Source organism: Lawsonibacter hominis, assembly GCF_014287895.1.
Taxonomy (GTDB): Bacteria; Bacillota; Clostridia; order Oscillospirales; family Oscillospiraceae; genus Lawsonibacter_A; species Lawsonibacter_A hominis.
The window spans coordinates 159872-177465 of record NZ_JACOPP010000005.1; the positions used below are offsets into that span (position 1 = coordinate 159872).

The following is a 17594-nucleotide window of genomic DNA, read 5'->3' on the forward strand; positions in this document are numbered from 1 at the left end:
GAAGCAGCCGATCTCAAGGTGGGACAAGGTATGATCGATCAGGCGGGCAGGAGGGTGAAATCATGAAGGCTCAGAAGAAAAAAGCATTATCAGTTTTCCTGCTTCTCACTGTTCTCGTTTCTGCCGGGTCTCAGGCTGTACCAGCGTTCGCTGTTGACGCAGACGGGACCGCCCTGTCAAACACCACAGATGACGCCTTGACTCTTCCGGGAGAACGGATCTACCAAATCATGACGGACCGTTTTTATGACGGCGATCCCACCAATAATGCCACAGGCGAGGCGCTCCGCTACCAGGAGATTACCTCTGTACGGCGACAATGCCAATGAGATGGTCGTCTTCCTCGACAACCACGCCCGGAACCGTTTCCTAACGGAAGCCGGCGGCAACGTGGAGAAGCTTCAAAATGCGCTGACCTTCTTGTTTACTGTGCGCGGCGTCCCCGTCGTATTCCAGGGGACCGAACAAAACCGCGGAAATATGTATCATGACCTCTTGGGGCGAATATTTATATCGTAGGGAGCGTTGCTGAGTTGGGTAATTGGAGCACAGACATGGCCGAAGGTCCCGCCCTCTACCCGAGCTACCCCGCATGGACAGTCTTCATCAATGTTCCTGCCGAACAGATGATCGAATGGGAAGCGTTAAAGAAAGGACCCAACACGGATACCATTTGGCAGAGCGGAGCGAATAACACCTTCACTGCCCCATATCCAGTGTCGGGTCTGCAATGACGACCTTGCGATAAAATACGCGGAGAAGTACAGCAACCAAATATTTGGTGTAGGTGAAATAACGAGGTCTCAGGGAGGGCCCTGGGGCCTCGTCTACTGCTGAAGATATTTTACCTATTCTTCCACTCCTTCAAACGACAGCTCGTAAACGTCAAATCGCACGGCGCGCAAAAAGGCCGCCATCTCAGTGTGTAGGTATTGAGACGGCGGTCAATTATGTTTTGGGAATCCCGCATTCTTGGGGAGCGCTCTTGGGGAGGAAGGGCTGCGCCCATGCTTTATCCGTCTGGCACGGCACAGGCGCGTTGTGCAGGCGCCAAGCCGGGCAGCGGTAGGGAACCGGATTGTTTCCTTTTGCGCTCTCAATCAGGCTGTAGATCACAGCGCTGAACCGGGCGCCGGCCGGCGTGTTGCAAGGGCCCATTCTTCCGGGCCGTCACAAAGGGCTTTAGGCTGCGCCCGGCACGGTTGTTGCTCAGTTCCGGCCTGCCGCCCTCCAGACAGCGCAACAGATACGGCCACTGCTCCGGCGGATAGTGAAGCGCTTTCCCCAGGGCGGGTTCGGGCGCCGTTGTGGCACTGGCCGCATTTGCCCACGCCAACAGAGCGCCCTAAACCGGTTTCTCCCGTTCCAGCCGCCTTCCGTACCGTTCCTCCGGCGTCAGCTCCATGAGTGACCGCTCCAGTTGAAACAGCCTGGTGCAATAACACTCACCGGCTGCCGCCGGAGAATCCTGCCGCTTCTCCTCTTCAGCCGCGACCCGCTTGGATGGGCTCGCGGCTGGTTTCTTTGTACAAAAAAGGGACGCGGAATGCCCGCGTCCCCGCATTGCATCGGATCAGCCCGGAGGCCAAGTCATGTCCCGGCCCGCCAGCACGTGAAAGTGCAGGTGGGGAACGGTCTGCTGCCCCTGTTCTCCAATGTTGGAAACGACCCGGTAGCCCTGCTCCGCAAAGCCGAGCTCCTTGGCCAGTGCGGCAATGACGGAGAAGATGTGGCCCACCACAGCCTCGTTTTCCGTGCTGATGTGGGCGGCGGACGGGATGTGGGCTTTGGGCACCACCAGAAAGTGGGTGGGCGCCTGGGGGTCGATGTCATAGAAGGCATAGCACAGCGCATCCTCATACACCTTCTTGGAGGGGATTTCCCCGGCAATGATCTTACAGAACAGACAATCGGACACGATAAGACCTCCTCTCTGAAATTACCTGCGTCCCCATCCCGGCCCGGCCGGGATGGGGACCCTTTGATTACCGCTGCTCGGGCGAAGGGATCCGCTCTGCACCAAGGGTTTGCCCGGGGCAAGCCCTTGCGCGCCGCACCTGCGGCGAGGGGCGGCTTACCGTCCCAGCTTGGCGTGGACGAGATCGTCCACCGTGGCCAGCGCATCGTCCAGCTTCATCACGTCGGAACCGCCGCCCATGGCGGAGTCCGGCTTCCCGCCGCCCTTGCCGCCGCAGACTGCGGTAACAGAGCGGATGATCTCCCCGGCCTTGACGCCCCGGGCCACGGCCTGCTTGCCGCAGACGGCCAGGAAGGTGATCTTCCCGTCCGTTACGCTGGACAGGACGGCCACCACGTTTGCATCCTTGTCCTTCAGGAAATCGCCCATCTTGCGCAGCTGGTCGGCGCCGGCATCGTTGAGGGTCGCGGTGAGCACCTTCAGGCCGTCCACGTCCTTGGCGCCCATCAGGAAGCGCCCCGCTTCGCCCATGGCGTCCTTGGCGCGGAAGGCGTCCACCATGTGGCGCAGCTCGCGGATCTCCTGGATCTCCTGCATGGCCTTGGAAACGATATCGGCAGGCTTGGCTTTCAGCGCCTCTGCCACGGCGTTGATCGTACAGCAATTGCCGCGCATGCACTCCAGCGTGGCCCGGCCGGTGATGGCCTCGATCCGGCGGACGCCGCTGGCCACGGAGAACTCGCTTTCAATGTGGAACGGCCCGACCTTTGCCGTGTTGTCCAGGTGAGTGCCTCCGCAGAACTCCACAGAATAGCCGTCCCCCATGTCGACGACCCGGACCGTATCGCCGTACTTCTCACCGAACAGGGCGATGGCGCCCCGCTGCCTGGCCGCTTCGATGGGAAGCACGTCCGTACGGATGGGATAGCCCTCCAAAACCGCGTCGTTCACCATGGCCTCCACCTGTTGAAGCTCCTCGGCCGTCATGGCGGAGAAGTGGGTAAAGTCGAAGCGCAGACGGTCGGGCTCCACCAGGCTGCCGGCCTGCTGCACGTGGTCGCCCAGCACGGTGCGCAGGGCCTTGTCCAACAGGTGGGTGGCGGAGTGGGCGCGCATGACGGCTCGGCGGCGCTGGCCGTCGATCTGGGCGCGGACGGCGTCGCCGACCTTCAAAACGCCCTCCACCAGCTTGCCGTAGTGCATATACTTGCCGCCCTTGTTCTTCTGCACGTCGGTCACTTCAAAGCAGACGCCCCGGTCGCCGGCAATGACGATCTGCCCGTGGTCGGCCACCTGGCCGCCCATCTCGGCGTAGAAGGGGGTCTTGTCCAGGACCACGATGCCCTCCACGCCGGGCATCAGTTCTTCGGCCGGTTCGTTTTCCACCGCCAGGGCCACGACCTTGGCTCCGGGGAATGTGGAGTGTTCATAGCCTACAAATTCGGTCTCGGGCACGTCCTTGCCGAACTCCACGCCGGCCCAGCCCAGATCGCCCAGGGCCTCCCGGGCCTTGCGGGCCCGTTCCTTCTGCTCCTGCATCAGCGTCTGAAAGCCGTCCTCGTCCACCGTCATGCCCTGCTCCTCCACCATCTCGCGGGTCAGGTCGATGGGGAAGCCGTAGGTGTCGTACAGCTTGAAGGCGTCGGCGCCGGAGAAGACGCCTTCGCCCTTCTCCTTGTGCCCCGCCAGCAGATCGCTGAAAATGCGCATGCCGCCGTCGATGGTGCGGGCAAAGTTTTCTTCCTCGGTGCGGATGACCTTGGTGATATAGTCCTGCCGCTCCCGCAGCTCGGGGTAGTGGCCCTCGTTCTCCTGGATGACGGTATCGCACACCTCGTACAGGAAGGGCTCGTTGACGCCCAGCAGCTTGCCGTGGCGGGCGGCCCGCCGGAGCAGGCGGCGCAGCACGTAGCCCCGGCCCTCGTTGGAGGGGAGCACGCCGTCGCAGATCAGGAAGGTGGCGGAGCGGATGTGGTCGGTGATGACCCGCAGGGACACGTCCTTGGCGGCGGTCTCTCCATAATGGGCGTGGGTGATCTGACTGACCTTGTTGGTGATGTTCATCACCGTGTCCACGTCAAAGAGGGAGGCCACCTCCTGGCATACGCAGGCCAGCCGCTCCAGGCCCATGCCGGTGTCGATGTTCTTCTGCTTAAGCTCGGTGTAGTGGCACTCCCCGTCGTTGTTGAACTGAGAGAACACCACGTTCCATACCTCGATATACCGGTCGCAGTCGCAGCCTACGGTGCAGCCGGGCCTGCCGCAGCCCCACTGCTCGCCCCGGTCGTAGTAGATCTCCGAACAGGGGCCGCAGGGGCCGCTTCCGTGCTCCCAGAAGTTGTCCTCCTTGCCGAACTTGAAAATGCGCTGGGCGGGTATGCCGATCTCCTCGTTCCAGATGCGGAAGGCCTCGTCGTCGGCGGGGGTGGTCTCGTTGCCGGCGAAGACGGAAGGGTAGAGCCGGTCGGGTTCCAGACCCACCCACTCGGGGCTGGTCAAAAACTCCCAGGCCCAGTGGATGGCCTCCCGCTTGAAATAATCCCCAAAGGAGAAGTTGCCCAGCATCTCAAAATAGGTGCCGTGGCGGGCGGTATGGCCGATGTTCTCGATGTCGCCGGTGCGGATGCACTTCTGGCAGGTGGTCACGCGGCGGCGGGGAGGCTCCTGCTCCCCGGTGAACCAGGGCTTCATGGGCGCCATGCCGGAGTTGATGAGCAGCAGGGAGGCGTCGTTCTGGGGAATGAGGGAAAAGCTGGGCAGGCGCAGATGGCCCTTGGTCTCGAAAAAGGAAAGGAACATCTCGCGCAGCTCGTTCAGGCCGAATTTTTTGGGCATGGGTAGATCAAACTCCTCTTTTTCTAAAAATAAAGCTCCGCCCCCGGTTCAGGGGCGAAGCATTGATTACTCCGCGGTACCACCCTGATTCGCGCCCCAATCGCCGGGCGCGCCTCATTGCATCCGATAACGGGGATGGGACGGCCTGCTCGTCGCAGGCGGCTCGGAGGCGGCCGCAGGGTTCGCGTGGCCGAGGGGCTTCCACCGTCTCCCTCTCGCTTTGGGCTGCAAAACCAAGCTCTTCTCGTCAAAGCCTCAATTATTTTATCATAAAATCGCAGCTTGTCAATCCCCTGCGGAGGAGTCCCGGCGGGGATGCGGCGCCCCGCAAAGCCCGGTCGGAGCGGCGGCAGGGGGCGAAACAGAGTCTCACTCCCGGGCCAGAGCGGCCAGAGCGGCCAGACGCCGTACGGCGCCGGCGTCGGTGGCGGGGTATTCTTCCTCCGGCGGACAGGCCCCGCCGCTGAAATGGACGCAGGGATTATGCGTGGCCGAGCGGTCGAGCCGGGCGGTCTTCAGGGAGGCATGGAGCTGACGGCAGCCGGTGCGCTCCAGCAGCCAGGCGGCGTTGTTCAGCCGCACGCCGCAGCCGGGCAGGATCTCGATCCGTCCGGCCGCGTATTCCCGCATGGCGCGTATGGTGTCCGCCCCCTCCGGGGCGGTGGGGGCCTGCCCGCTGGTGAGCACCCGCGTCACGCCCAGCGCGCACAGGGCCTCCAGCCCGGCCCTCCAGTCCGGGACCACGTCGATGGCGCGGCTGAACACGCTTTGCCGCGTGCCGATCACTTCCAGCATGGCCTGGCAGCGGCGCACGTCCACCGTGCCGTCCTCATGAAGAAAGCCGAAGACGATGCCGTCCGCGCCCGCGTCCAGCAGGCGTCGGGCGTCCAGCAGCATGGTGCAGAATTCCTCCTGCGTATAACAGAAGCCGCCTTCCCGGGGGCGCACCATGGCCATGAGCTCCACCTGCGCCGTCCGGGCCAGCTCCAGCGCGCCCAGGCTTGGGGTCAGCCCGCCCAGGAACAGGGCGGAATTCAGCTCCACCCGGTCGGCGCCGGCTCCGGCGGCTGCCAGGACGTCTCCCGCAGAGCCGCAGCAGATCTCGATCTTGATCTCGTCCATAGACTTCCCTCCGGATCGTCTGAGGTTTCCTCTATTCTACCACAGTATTTTGTGATATCATAGCACGGATATAAGGAGTGATACCATGGATGAATTGTCCTTCCTGCAGACGGCCCTGCCGGAGGATTGGGCGGCCTATCCCCGCGCCCTGATGGAGGCGTTGGCACAGCACGCCGCCCGCCTGCGGCGCACCGTGCCCTGGTGCGCCGCGCTGAGCGAGGAGGCGTATCAGCAATATGTCCTCTGTCCCCGGGTCAATGACGAGGATCTGTCCGACCACCGCGCCCTGTTCCATTCCCTGCTGTGGGAGCGGGTCAGGGGCCTGGACGAGGAGGAGGCGGTGCAGCAGGTCAACTGCTGGTGCCAGGAGCACGCTTCTTACCAGGCACAGGACGGGCGGACCGCCTCTCCGCTGACCGTGTTCCGCTGCGGAAGCGGACGCTGCGGGGAGGAATCGGCCTTTCTGGTGGCCGCGCTGCGCAGCGTGGGCCTGCCCGCCCGGCAGGTGTACGCCCCCCGCTGGTCCCACTGCGACGACAACCACGCCTGGGTAGAGGTGCTGTGCCATGGCCGCTGGCGTTTTCTGGGCGCCTGCGAGCCGGAGCCGGTGCTGGACCGGGGCTGGTTCAATACCGCCGCCTCCCGGGCCATGCTGGTGCACAGCCGCACCTTCGGCCCGGCGGAGGACACAAAGCTCCACGGCCCGGCGCTGGACCGGCAGGGGCAGGCGGTGCGGCATAATCAGACCGCCCGCTACGCCCCGGTGAAGACCTACACCTTCCGCACCCAGCCCGGTGCGAAGGTGTCCCTGGAGATCCTGAACGAGTCCCGCCTGATCCCCATCGCCCAACTGGAGGCGGATGCGGGCGGGCGCGTACAGGTGGAGCTGGGGATCGGGGACGTGCACGCCTCCGCCGTCCGGGACGGATGGTATGCCGAAACGCTCTGCCGCGGCGCGTCGGAGGACGGGGCCGTTCTGGCGCTGGCCCCGCCGGAGGACCCGGCGCAGGGCTGGACGGAATTTACCTTCCGCGCCCCAGCGCCCGTCCCTCCCGTCCCGCTGACCGGGGCGCAGAAGCAGGCGCGCGCCCGGGTCCGCGCCCGGGGCGACCGGCTGCGGCAGAAACGGCTGGCGGGTTTCTACGACCCGGAGCAGGCCGGGCGCTGTCCCGGCTGTGAAGACCTGCTGCGGGAGGCGCGGGGCAACTTTGCACAGATCCATGCCTTTCTGACCCGGGACGCCGACCCCCTGCGGGAGGCCCTGCTGCGGGCGCTGTCCGCCAAGGACCTGCGGGACGCCCCGGCGGAGCTGCTGGAGCATCATCTCCGCCGGGCGGCCCCCTGGGCCGGACGGTTTCCGCAGGAGGTCTACGTCAGCGCGCTGCTCAATCCACGGGTCGCCCTGGAACGGCTCACCGACTGGTCGATGCCCCTGCCCGGAGCGGTGGGCGCGGTGGCCCGCCTGCGCGGGCGCGGCGTGCCGTCCCGTCTGCGCCCGCGGGACGGCGTGGTGGAGATATGGCGGGAGGGGGCCTTTACGCCCTTCCGGGCGGAGCAGACCGGACAAGCCGTCTTCCTGCGCCGGGCCGGCGAAGAGCCGCTGTACCACCGGAACTGGTCGCTCTCCCGCTGGGCGGGAGACGGCTGGCAGGACCTGCTGTTTTCCGACGGGGAGTGGCAGGGGGCGTTCCTGCCCGCGCAGCTGCCCGCGGGGCGGTATCGCATCCTGACGGCCCTGCGCCTGCCCTCCGGGGACCAGTTTGCCGCCCGGCGGACGTTCTTACTGGCGCCGGGGGAAGAAAAAGAGATCGCTCTGTACCTGCGCGGCTGCGAGACGGCGGACCTGATCGCCCCGCGGGCGCTGCCCCTGGTGGACGGGCGGCCCCGGGCGGGGCGCTGCGCGCTGCTCTTCTGGCTGGAGGAGGGGGCGGAGCCCACCGAGCATCTGCTCAACGAACTCACGGCAGCCGGGACCGCGCTGCGCGCCCTGCCGGCGGAGCCGGTGTTTTTCCTGCGCAGGCGCGGGGCGGAGCGTCAGCGTACGCTGCGCGCCCTTTTGGCGGGCTGGCCGGGGGCCCGGCTGGAGTACCCGGAGGACTGGGACGATCAGGTGGAGAGCCTGGCCCGCTGCCTGGACTGCGACCCGGAGCGTCCGCCGCTGACGGTGGTATGCACCCGGGACGGACGGGCGGCCTACGCCGCCAGCGGCTACCGGGTGGGGGAGGGGGATCTGCTGCGCCGCATCGCGGCCCTCCTGTGCGGGAGCTGAGCGGAGGCGGCCCGGCGCATTTTGCGCCGGGCCGCCTCTGCTCTTGGATGTCTGGGACGGGCTATGGCGCCTCGGACTGCGTAAAGAAGTCGCACCAGGGCCGAAGGGTGCAGTTCGGACAGTCCGGTCTGCGGGCCATGCACACCGCCCGGCCGTGAAGCACCAGCCGGTGGCAGAAGTCGTTGGATTCCTCCGGCGGCAGGATGGCGCGCAGCTGTGTTTCCACCTTGGCGGGGTCCTTGGTGCCGTCGGTGAGGCCTAAGCGGCCGGAGATGCGGATACAGTGGGTGTCCGCCACCACCACGCCGGGGGCCTTGTGGATATCTCCCAGGACCAGATTGGCGGTCTTGCGCCCCACGCCGGGCAGCCTGAGCAGTTCTTCCATGGTAGCGGGTACCCGGCCGCCGTACTGCTCCACCAGCATCCGGGCGGCGGCCACGATATCCCGCGCCTTGGCCCGGAAAAAGCCGGTGGAGTGGATGTACGCCTCCACCTCGGACACGTCGGCGCCGGCCAGGTCTTCCAAGGTAGGGTAGCGGGCGAAGAGGGCGGGCGTGACCTGGTTCACCCGCTCGTCGGTACACTGGGCGGCCAGACGGGTGGAGAAGAGCAGCTCGTAGTCCTTGCGGTAGTCCAGAGAGCACAGAGCGTCGGGGTAAGCCGCCTTCAAAGCTTCCACGATGCGTAGCACATCCGCTTGTTTTTTCATTCGGATCACCTCATTGGACAATATAGCACAGAATCCGCAAAAAAACGAGAGAGTTTTTCGAATGGTGACAATTGTATTTCAGAGGCGTATTTTGTATAATATACTAAGCTAACGCGTAACATTTGGAAAGGTGGCGACAGGGGAATTGGTCAACGATATCATGGACTTCATCGCATCCCGCGATCCGGAGGTGGGCGCGGCCATCCGGGCCGAGTATGACCGCCAGCGGCGCAATATCGAGCTGATCGCGTCGGAGAACTTTGTCAGCGAGGCGGTGCTGGCCGCAGCGGGCACGGTGCTCACCAACAAGTATGCCGAGGGCTACCCCGGCAAGCGGTACTACGGCGGCTGCCAGTGCGTGGACGTGGTGGAAGACCTGGCCCGCGACCGGGCCTGCAGGCTGTTCGGGGCCGACCATGCCAACGTGCAGCCCCATTGCGGCGCCAATGCCAACTACGCCGTCTATCAGGCCCTGTGCGAGCACGGGGACACCGTGCTGGGCATGGATCTGGCCAACGGCGGGCATCTGACCCACGGCTCCCCCGTGAACTTTTCCGGAAAGAACTACCATATCGTGGCCTACGGCGTCAACGATCAGGGCTATATCGACTATGACCAGGTGCGGGACCTGGCGAAGAAGCATAAGCCGAAAATGATCCTGGCCGGCGCCTCCGCCTATCCCCGCGTCATCGACTTTAAGACCTTTGCCGAGATCGCCCATGAAGTGGGCGCCTACCTGTTTGTGGATATGGCCCACATCGCCGGCCTGGTCGCCGCAGGGCTGCACCCCTCTCCCGTGCCCTATGCCGACGTGGTCTCCACCACCACCCACAAGACGCTCCGCGGTCCCCGGGGCGGCATGATCCTGTGCAAGGAAGCGCTGGCCAAGAAGATCGATTCCGCCATCTTCCCCGGCAGCCAGGGCGGTCCGCTGGAGCACATCATCGCCGCCAAGGCCGTGGCGCTGGGCGAGGCGATGAAGCCGGAGTTCAAGCGCTATCAGGAGCAGATCGTGAAGAACGCCGCCGCCCTGGCCCAGGCCCTGATGCAGGAGGGCTTCGATCTGGTCTCCGGCGGGACCGACAACCACCTGATGCTGGTGGATCTGCGTCCGGCCCATCTGACCGGCAAGGAGATGGAGAAGCGTCTGGACGAGGTGAACATCACCGTCAACAAAAACGCCATTCCCAACGACCCGGAGAAGCCCTTTGTCACCAGCGGCATCCGGGTGGGCACGCCTGCCGCCACCACCCGCGGCTTCCGGGAGGAAGACATGAAGGTGATCGCCCGGCTCATGTGGCAGACCGCCACCGCGTTTGAGACCCAGGCCGGCGAGATCCGCGCCCAGGTGGCCCAGCTCACCGGGAAATATCCCCTTTACAACTGACCGGCTGAGCCGCCCCGCCGTCTGCGGCGGGGCGGCTTTCTTGGTTTTGGAGAGACGAACATGGAAATTCGCTTTGCCGGGGCGGCGGATGCCCAGGACCTGCTGGGACTTTACGGGCAGTATATCGATACCCCCATCACATTTGAATGCGCCCTGCCCTCCCGGGCGGAGTTTGCCCGGCGGATCGAGGGCATTGGCCGGGCATACCCCTATCTGCTCTGCCGGGAAGGGGAGCGGACCGTAGGCTACGCCTACGCCCACCGGCAGATGGAGCGGGAGGCCTACCAGTGGAACGCGGAGCTTTCGGTCTATCTGGACCGGGCGTTTACGTCCCGGGGACTGGGCGGGCGGCTCTACCGCGTTCTGATGGAACTGCTGCGGCTTCAGGGCGTGCGGACGGCCTACGGCTGCGTGACCCTGCCCAATGAAAAAAGCGAGGGCCTCCACCGGGCTCTGGGGTTCCGGCAGCTGGGCGTTTACCGGAATACCGGCTATAAATGCGGCGCCTGGCACGACGTGGCCTGGTTCGAGAAAGCCCTCGGGCCCTACGGCGGCGCCCCGGAGCCGGTCCGGCCCTTTCCCGCTGTGCCGGAGGAGGCGGTACGGGCGGTGCTGGCGGCCTTTTGAGGGCAGCGCCGCGGGCGGGCTTATCTCTTTTCCCTTAATTGTGCATTTAGAGTACCCTTGGTCAAAATAGCAGGGGCAGCCTCAAAAATGAGGCTGCCCCTGCAAATCCAGATTTACCTTTTATTACTTCCGATCCAATAGCAGCCTGTGCCGATTACGGTTCCCAAAAACCTTATCTCACGGCTTGGCACTCCGATACACAACGACAAAAAGTAAATTACCGCAAATACAGCGACGGAAATAAGCGCTCTTTTAATGGTATCGTTCATTTTCTGTTCCCCCTCAGATCCTGATTTATCACGCTTTTATACATATGTGTATGTTATCATACAGGTAAATGTTTTTCAATGTGTCGTGAAATCGCCCGAGATCTGGCCCGCGCGCAAATCGAGGAAAAGGGAGGCGGGCTTTGCAAGCTTGACGAAGGCCGCCGGGCGTGTTATTTTAAGAGTAAAAACAAGGAGTGGACGCCTGTGAAACGTATTTTGGCCCTGCTGATGACAATTGCAATAACGGTGGGCGCGCTGCCGCCCGCCATGGCCGCCTCCAGCAGTGCTGCCGACGGAAGCGCGGTGGTGCTGCCGGAGGACGTGCCCTCGCCCTGGGCGATTGAAGAGGTCACCCAGGCCATCGTGCTCGGCATGGTCCCTTCCAACCTGCAAAGCCGCTGGCGGCATTCGGTCACCCGCATTGAGTTTGCCCAGATGGTGGTTCACTTCCTGGCGTTCCAGTACGGCTATGACGACGACGGCTCCTTCCTGGGGGTGTACTGCTCCAGCGCGCTGGACCGGGACGGGATGCCCTTCGGCAATTCCAGCAGTTGGTGGAACCAGTTCTGCGGTCAGCTGGAGACCTTCCGCGATCTGGCCAAGCCCGAGGACCGGGGCTACGGCAACGCGGCCTACGCCCTGGGGATCGTCAACGGCCGCGGCGCCGGCACCTTTGACCCCAACGGCCTGATTACCCGGCAGGAGGCCGCCGCAATGCTCATGCGCTGCTACCGGCGCTATGGCGGCGCTTATGACGCGGCGGACCCCTCCGCGGCCCTGACCGACTGGAACAGCGTGGCCGACTGGGCGCAGGCGGACGTGGCCGCCGTGCTGGAGCTGGGCGTGATGAACGGCACGTCGGAGACCACGTTTGGAGCCCTGGGCACCTATACCCGGGAACAGGCAGTGGTCACGCTGCTGCGCCTGTACGCCAACGGCCCGGTAAGCCGCAGCAACCAGAATCTGCCCGCCATGTGACCCCTTTACGGATAATCGAACATGTGTTAGAATGGAGGAGAATTCGGTTCTCCTCCATTCTGCAGTAATAAGGGAGGCTTTTCCATGCCATACCGGCCCTTAGCGGACGAAATACGGCCCCAGACGTTGGACGAGGTGGTGGGACAGCGCCACATCCTGGGGAAAGACGGCCTGCTGCGCCGTATCATCGACAGCGGCAGTATTCCGAACCTGATCTTTTACGGCCCCTCCGGCACGGGGAAGACCACCGTGGCCAATATCATCGCCAAGCGTACCAACCGCCCCCTGCACCGGCTCAACGCGACCACCGCCTCCATCTCGGATATCAAGGACATCATCGGGGACATCGGCACCATGCTGGCCCCCGACGGGGTGCTGCTCTATCTGGACGAGATCCAGTATTTCAACAAGAAGCAGCAGCAGTCCCTGCTGGAATTCATGGAGAACGGGAAGATCACCCTCATCGCGTCCACCACGGAAAATCCCTATTTCTATGTCTATAACGCGGTGCTCTCCCGCGCCTCTGTGTTCGAATTCAAGCCCCTGGAATCCGCCGATGTGCTGCCCGCCGTGGAACGGGGCGTCCGGCTGATGGGGGCGCGGCTGGGGGCGGAGGCGCTCTGTGAGGACGGGGTGCAGCAGCACATCGCCTCCGCCTGCGGCGGGGACGTGCGCAAGGCCATGAACGCGGTGGAGCTGCTGCTGAACTCCGCCCGGCGGGAAGGGGACCGGCTTCTGGTGACCCTGGAGGACGCCCGCATGGCGGCCCAGCGCTCCGCCATGCGGTATGACCGGGCGGGAGACGACCATTATGATATCCTCTCCGCCCTGCAAAAGTCCATCCGCGGCTCTGACCCGGACGCGGCCTGCCATTATCTGGCCCGGCTGCTGGAGGCGGGAGACCTGATCTCCGCCTGCCGGCGGCTGATGGTCATCGCCTGTGAGGATGTGGGCCTGGCGTATCCCCAGATCATCCCCATCGTCAAGGCCTGTGTGGATGCGGCCAATCTGCTGGGCCTGCCCGAAGCCCGGATCCCGCTGGGAGACGCGGCGGTGCTCATGGCCACCGCGCCCAAATCCAATTCCGCCCACATCGCCCTGGACCATGCCATGGCCGACGTGCGCGCGGGCAAGACCGGGGACTACCCCCGGCACCTTCAGAACAGGCACGCCGACTCGGCGGGGCAGGAGCGGGAGCAGGGCTATCGGTACCCCCATGATTTTCCGGGCCACTGGGTCAGCCAGCAGTATCTGCCCGACGCGCTGGCGGGCAAACGGTACTACGAGTACGGAGATAATAAGACCGAGCAGGCCGCCCGGCGGTATTGGGAGGAGATCAAGGGCCGGGAAGGCGGCGGGACGTGAAGCGCGCGCTGGGCTTTGGCTACTGCGGCTTGGCCTGCTGCCTGTGCAGCGAGCAGGAGGGGTGCCCCGGCTGCCGCAGCGGGGGCTGTCCGGACAAGGCGTGGTGCAAAAGCTTCCAGTGCGGCCTGGCGCGGGGGCATGCGGGCTGTTGGGAATGCCCGGAGTTTCCCTGCCCGGGCGAAATTCGGGAGAAAACGCGCGTGCGGGCCTTTGTGGAATTCCTCCGGCGGCATGGAGAGACGGCCCTGCTGGACTGCCTGGAGCGTAACGAACGGGCGGGGCTGGTCTACCACTATCCCGGTCGTCTGACCGGCGATTACGACGTGCCGGAGACCGTGGAGGAGATCCTGGAATTGATCGAACGGGGCGCCGGCAATCCGTAGGAGGTGCGCCGCATGCGTCCGGGTGCGGCGGCCGGATCCAAGAATACCCGTAGGGGCGGGGGCTTCCCCCGCTCCTACGGGTATCTGCATTTGGCGCGGCAGGCTGTGGGCGACCCTGTCCCTGCCTGCGCGCAGGGCCCGGATCGGGGCCGGCTCAGGGCGCAAACACTGTTTCCGCGCCTACTTTGCTGCACCCCTCGGGGGCGTACTTCCATTTGCGCAGCGGTCCGCTGGTGATGAAATACTCCAGCGGCTCGGGCTTCTCCAGCGGCGGCAGGGCGTCGATCGCCAACAGCTTGATTTTCATCCGCTCGGGCAGGATGGCCTTCAGATAGACGGAAAAGCGGTCGCCCTCTTTCAGTCCGGGGCGCAGCTCGGCCAGACCGGACAGGTTGGGCGTCAGCTCGACGAAGGCGCCGTACTCCTTGATGCCCCGCACGATGCCGGGCACCGTCATCCCCGGCTGGAAGCGGGCCGCGTTTTCCGCCCAGGTGCCCAGCAGCTCCTTGTGGGTCAGATACACCCGCCCGGCCCGCCGGTCCAGGTCGAGCACGGCGGCGAAGATCGACTGCCCGGGCGAGAAGCGCTCCGCGGGGTGGGGGATGCGGGAGACGGAAATCGCTTCGATCCCGATCATGGAGGTCACGCCGCAGCCGATATCCACGAAGGCGCCGAAGGGCTCCAGGTGGGTGACTACGGCGGGAATCACCTGGCCGGGGGAGAGCTGGGCGAGCATGGCGTCCAGGGCCTTCTGCTGCGCCAGCCGCCGGGACAGCGTCAGGCGCACCGTACCGCCGGTCTCCTCCACGGCGGTGACCACGAAGCAGACCGGCTTGCCGACCCGGGAGAGGATGGCGATCTCACGGGTCGTGCCGTCGGTGATGCCCAGGGCGGCCTCGGCGCGGGGGATGCGGCCCTGATACGGGCCAACCGTCACCAGCAGGTTGTGCTCCGCGTCGCACAGGCGCACCATTCCTTCCAGGATCGTTTCCTCTTCCATGGCCCTGCGCAGGGCGGCGGGGGAGGCGCAGGCAGCCTGATGTTCCGGCAAAGAGAGCAAATGGCCCTCGGGCAAAAAGCGCATCGTCAAGATGACCAATCCTTTCCAGCGTCCATGGGCTTTTTTTCTTGATAGCCCACTATATGCGCAGCGCAGCCTTGAATTGACAGCGGGCGGGCTGGAATTTATAATGATAGAGATACAGGGAAGGGGGGAGCGGTCATGGACATCCATGTGGGTGACATGCTGGAATTGAAAAAGGCGCACCCCTGCGGCAGCCATACCTGGCAGGTGCTGCGGGTGGGGATGGACTTCCGCCTGCGCTGCCAGGGGTGCGGTCATGAGCTGATGATCCCGCGCAGCAAGGCGGAGAAGAGCATCAAAAAATGGATCCGTAATCCGGAAGGAGCACCGCAGGAATGAAGGAATTTTGGAGCAGCCGTATCCGGGGCCTGACCCCGTATACGCCGGGGGAACAGCCCCGGGAGCGGAAATTCATCAAGCTCAATACCAACGAAAACCCCTATCCCCCCTCGCCCATGGCCCTCTCCGCCATCCGCGCGGCGGCGGACGAGCCGCTGCGGCTCTATCCCGACCCGGATTGTACCCAGCTGCGGGAAGTCATGGCGGCCACCTGCGGCCTGAAGCCGTCGCAGGTCTTTGTGGGCAACGGCTCGGACGAGGTGCTGGCCCTCTGCTTTCAGGCCTTTTTTGACCCGGACCGGATCCTTCTCTTTCCCGACGTGACCTACAGCTTTTACCCGGTCTTTGCCGCGCTCTACGGCCTGCAATACCGGCAGGTGCCGTTGGACGAGGGCTTTGGGGTGCCTGTGGAGTCCTTCTTGGCCCCCAACGGCGGGGTAGTGCTTGCAAACCCCAACGCGCCCACGGGCCGGGCCCTCTCTCTGTGTGCCATTCGGCGGATACTGGAGGGCAATCCCGGCGCGGTGGTCCTGGTGGACGAGGCTTATGTGGACTTTGGCGCGGAGTCGGCGGTGGAGCTCATCGACCGCTATCCGAACCTTGTCGTGGTGCAGACCCTGTCCAAGTCCCGCTCCCTGGCCGGGCTGCGGGTGGGGTTTGCTCTGGCCCAGGAGAACCTGATCGCCGCGCTCAATTGTGTGAAGAATTCCTTCAATTCCTATCCCCTGGACCGGCTTGCCCTGGCGGGGGCGGAAGGCGCCCTGCGGGATCCGGACTATTTCCGCACCACCACCGCTCAGATCATCGCCACCCGTGACCGTACCGCGGCCCGGCTCAAGACACTGGGCTTCGACGTGTGCGAGTCTGCGTCCAATTTCCTTTTCATCGCCCATCCGAAGGCGCCTGCCAAGGTCTTGCTGGATGGCCTGCGGGAGCGGGGCATTCTGGTGCGCTGGTGGGATCAGCCCCGCATCCGGAACCATCTCCGGGTGAGCGTGGGCACCCAGACGGAGATGGACGCCCTGTACGACGCCCTGTCGGAGCTGGTGCGGTGAGGTACGAGGGCAGCATCTACCGCCCGCCCGGAGAACACGGCAGCTATCTGCTGCAGGTCACCGTGGGCTGCTCCCACAACGGCTGCACCTTCTGCGGCATGTATCGGGACAAGCGCTATCATGTGCGCCCTCTGCCGGAGATCTTTGCGGATATCGCCCTGGCCGGGGCTTATTACGGCGGCGTGGAGCGGGTCTTCCTCTGCGATGGGGATGCGGTTGCCATGGACACGGCGGACCTGCTGGCGGTGCTGGAGCGCCTGTACGGCAGCTTCCCGGGGCTGAAGCGGGTCAACGCCTATGCAGGAGCGCGCAGTACCCTGGCGAAAACGGATGGGGAACTGGCCGCCCTGCGGGAGGCGGGGCTGGTGCGGCTCTACCTGGGGGTGGAGAGCGGCAGCGACGCGGTGCTCCGGGCGGTCAACAAAGGGGTGACGGCCCCGGAGATGCTGACGGCCGGACAGCGCCTGGTCAAGGCGGGCTTTGACCTGTGGACCATGGTCCTCATCGGCCTGGCCGGACCGGGGGAGAAGAGCCGCTCCCATGCCCTGGATACGGCGGCGCTGATCAATGCCATGGGCCCACGGCATTTGTCCGCGCTGACCTATCTGCCAACGCCGGGAACGCCGCTGGCCCGTCAGGCGGAGCGGGGGGAATTCCAACTGCTGGATGCCCGGGAGGCACTGGAGGAGACCCGGCTGCTGCTGGAGAGCCTGCAGGTGTCTCCCCTCCATTTTACCAGCGACCACGCCTCCAATTACCTGCCGCTCAAGGGCGGCCTGCCGGAGGAGCGGGAACGGCTGCTGGCGCTCCTGGACGGGGCGCTGGCGGGCAGACAAGACGTCCGGCCGGAATTCTGGCGGGGATTGTGAGGAAAAGACGATGGAGGAGCATCTGCATATTCTCTGGACCAACGCCGATCCGGTGGTATTTGATAAAATGGTGCTGATGTACGCCGTCAACAGCCTGACCCACGGCTGGTGGGAGAAGGTCACCGTTATCCTTTGGGGGGAGAGTGCACGGCTGGCGGTCGAAGATCCGGCAGTGGCCGGGCGCATCCGCCTGGCCCGGGCGCAGGGCGTGGCATTCTCTGCCTGCGTTTCCTGCGCCCGCGAGCTCGGGGTGGAGGAGCAGCTGCGGGAGATGGGATTGGAGGTCATCCCCTGGGGCGAACCGCTGACCCGCCTCATCCGGTCCCGTGCCCCGCTGCTTACCGTGTAAAGGGAAATCACATTCGCCCAATACCGCGGCAGCAAT

Annotated in this window: 19 protein-coding genes; 13 read left to right on the top strand and 6 right to left on the bottom strand. The window is 64.8% G+C overall.

Annotation, left to right across the window (positions count from 1 at the left end; genetic code table 11):
* Nucleotides 1–62: 62 nt before the first annotated feature.
* From H8S57_RS05915 to H8S57_RS18010, 3 genes are read left to right on the top strand one after another with little or no spacing between them, the layout of a single operon-like run.
* Nucleotides 63–329, top strand: a complete 267-nt coding sequence (locus H8S57_RS05915) for a hypothetical protein (RefSeq protein ID WP_186907208.1) — start codon at nucleotides 63–65, stop codon at nucleotides 327–329.
* Between the two features lies 1 nt (nucleotide 330).
* The gene (locus H8S57_RS17075) at nucleotides 331–519 is read left to right on the top strand and encodes an alpha-amylase family glycosyl hydrolase (RefSeq protein ID WP_243204717.1); all 189 of its coding nucleotides are present in this window, start codon (nucleotides 331–333) and stop codon (nucleotides 517–519) included.
* On the top strand, nucleotides 507–734 hold the full coding sequence (locus H8S57_RS18010; RefSeq protein WP_369807600.1) for a carbohydrate-binding module family 20 domain-containing protein: 228 nt from the start codon (nucleotides 507–509) through the stop codon (nucleotides 732–734). Before H8S57_RS17075 ends, H8S57_RS18010 begins: the two co-directional genes overlap by 13 nt.
* Nucleotides 735–1096: 362 nt before the next feature.
* Here H8S57_RS18010 and H8S57_RS18015 read toward each other — a convergent pair whose 3' ends face one another.
* The 4 genes from H8S57_RS18015 to H8S57_RS05945 all read right to left on the bottom strand — a co-directional run bounded on the left by H8S57_RS18015 (nucleotide 1097) and on the right by H8S57_RS05945 (nucleotide 5875).
* Nucleotides 1097–1336, bottom strand: a complete 240-nt coding sequence (locus H8S57_RS18015) for an IS66 family transposase (RefSeq protein ID WP_186907150.1) — start codon at nucleotides 1334–1336, stop codon at nucleotides 1097–1099.
* Nucleotides 1337–1573: 237 nt separating this feature from the next.
* Nucleotides 1574–1918: a histidine triad nucleotide-binding protein gene (locus tag H8S57_RS05935; RefSeq protein ID WP_186907151.1), complete on the bottom strand. Its 345-nt coding sequence runs from the start codon at nucleotides 1916–1918 to the stop codon at nucleotides 1574–1576.
* A gap of 156 nt (nucleotides 1919–2074) precedes the next feature.
* On the bottom strand, nucleotides 2075–4753 hold the full coding sequence (gene alaS, locus H8S57_RS05940) for an alanine--tRNA ligase (protein ID WP_186907152.1): 2679 nt from the start codon (nucleotides 4751–4753) through the stop codon (nucleotides 2075–2077).
* Nucleotides 4754–5122: 369 nt separating this feature from the next.
* Nucleotides 5123–5875 carry a copper homeostasis protein CutC gene (locus tag H8S57_RS05945; protein WP_186907153.1) on the bottom strand — a complete coding sequence of 251 codons (753 nt, stop codon included), beginning with the start codon at nucleotides 5873–5875 and terminating at the stop codon, nucleotides 5123–5125.
* Between the two features lie 85 nt (nucleotides 5876–5960).
* Here H8S57_RS05945 and H8S57_RS05950 point away from each other — a divergent pair, with 85 nt between their 5' ends.
* Nucleotides 5961–8144 (top strand): transglutaminase-like domain-containing protein, encoded by a 2184-nt coding sequence (locus H8S57_RS05950; protein ID WP_186907154.1) that lies wholly within the window; start codon nucleotides 5961–5963, stop codon nucleotides 8142–8144.
* A 61-nt stretch (nucleotides 8145–8205) separates the two neighbouring features.
* Here the strand turns inward: H8S57_RS05950 and nth are convergent, their stop codons facing one another.
* On the bottom strand, nucleotides 8206–8853 hold the full coding sequence (nth, locus tag H8S57_RS05955; RefSeq protein ID WP_186907155.1) for an endonuclease III: 648 nt from the start codon (nucleotides 8851–8853) through the stop codon (nucleotides 8206–8208).
* 145 nt (nucleotides 8854–8998) lie between these two features.
* Here nth and glyA point away from each other — a divergent pair, with 145 nt between their 5' ends.
* The 5 genes from glyA (at nucleotide 8999) to H8S57_RS05980 (ending at nucleotide 13862) form a co-directional block, all read left to right on the top strand.
* Nucleotides 8999–10240, top strand: coding sequence for a serine hydroxymethyltransferase (glyA, locus tag H8S57_RS05960; protein ID WP_287881102.1), 1242 nt, complete (start codon nucleotides 8999–9001; stop codon nucleotides 10238–10240).
* 60 nt (nucleotides 10241–10300) lie between these two features.
* Nucleotides 10301–10867 (top strand): GNAT family N-acetyltransferase, encoded by a 567-nt coding sequence (locus tag H8S57_RS05965; RefSeq protein ID WP_186907157.1) that lies wholly within the window; start codon nucleotides 10301–10303, stop codon nucleotides 10865–10867.
* A gap of 473 nt (nucleotides 10868–11340) precedes the next feature.
* A complete protein-coding gene (locus tag H8S57_RS18020) occupies nucleotides 11341–12114 on the top strand; it encodes an S-layer homology domain-containing protein (RefSeq protein WP_186907158.1) in 774 nt (257 codons plus the stop codon).
* Between the two features lie 84 nt (nucleotides 12115–12198).
* Nucleotides 12199–13479 (top strand): replication-associated recombination protein A, encoded by a 1281-nt coding sequence (locus H8S57_RS05975; RefSeq protein WP_186907159.1) that lies wholly within the window; start codon nucleotides 12199–12201, stop codon nucleotides 13477–13479.
* A complete protein-coding gene (locus H8S57_RS05980) occupies nucleotides 13476–13862 on the top strand; it encodes a DUF3795 domain-containing protein (RefSeq protein ID WP_186907160.1) in 387 nt (128 codons plus the stop codon). Before H8S57_RS05975 ends, H8S57_RS05980 begins: the two co-directional genes overlap by 4 nt.
* 154 nt (nucleotides 13863–14016) lie before the next feature.
* On the opposite strand, the gene H8S57_RS05985 is transcribed toward H8S57_RS05980, so the two are convergent.
* The gene (locus H8S57_RS05985; protein WP_243204725.1) at nucleotides 14017–14946 is read right to left on the bottom strand and encodes a S1 RNA-binding domain-containing protein; all 930 of its coding nucleotides are present in this window, start codon (nucleotides 14944–14946) and stop codon (nucleotides 14017–14019) included.
* A 138-nt stretch (nucleotides 14947–15084) separates the two neighbouring features.
* On the opposite strand from H8S57_RS05985, the gene H8S57_RS05990 reads away from it, so the two are divergent.
* Genes H8S57_RS05990 through H8S57_RS06005 form a run of 4 tightly spaced genes read left to right on the top strand, consistent with a single transcriptional unit; the run spans nucleotide 15085 to nucleotide 17558 of the window.
* Nucleotides 15085–15285 (top strand): DUF951 domain-containing protein, encoded by a 201-nt coding sequence (locus H8S57_RS05990; RefSeq protein WP_186907161.1) that lies wholly within the window; start codon nucleotides 15085–15087, stop codon nucleotides 15283–15285.
* Nucleotides 15282–16340, top strand: coding sequence for a histidinol-phosphate transaminase (gene hisC, locus H8S57_RS05995; RefSeq protein ID WP_186907162.1), 1059 nt, complete (start codon nucleotides 15282–15284; stop codon nucleotides 16338–16340). Before H8S57_RS05990 ends, hisC begins: the two co-directional genes overlap by 4 nt.
* Nucleotides 16337–17209, top strand: coding sequence for a radical SAM protein (locus H8S57_RS06000; RefSeq protein ID WP_186907163.1), 873 nt, complete (start codon nucleotides 16337–16339; stop codon nucleotides 17207–17209). Before hisC ends, H8S57_RS06000 begins: the two co-directional genes overlap by 4 nt.
* A gap of 10 nt (nucleotides 17210–17219) precedes the next feature.
* Entirely contained in the window at nucleotides 17220–17558 is a 339-nt protein-coding gene (locus tag H8S57_RS06005) for a DsrE family protein (RefSeq protein ID WP_186907164.1), read from the top strand.
* Nucleotides 17559–17594: the final 36 nt, after the last annotated feature.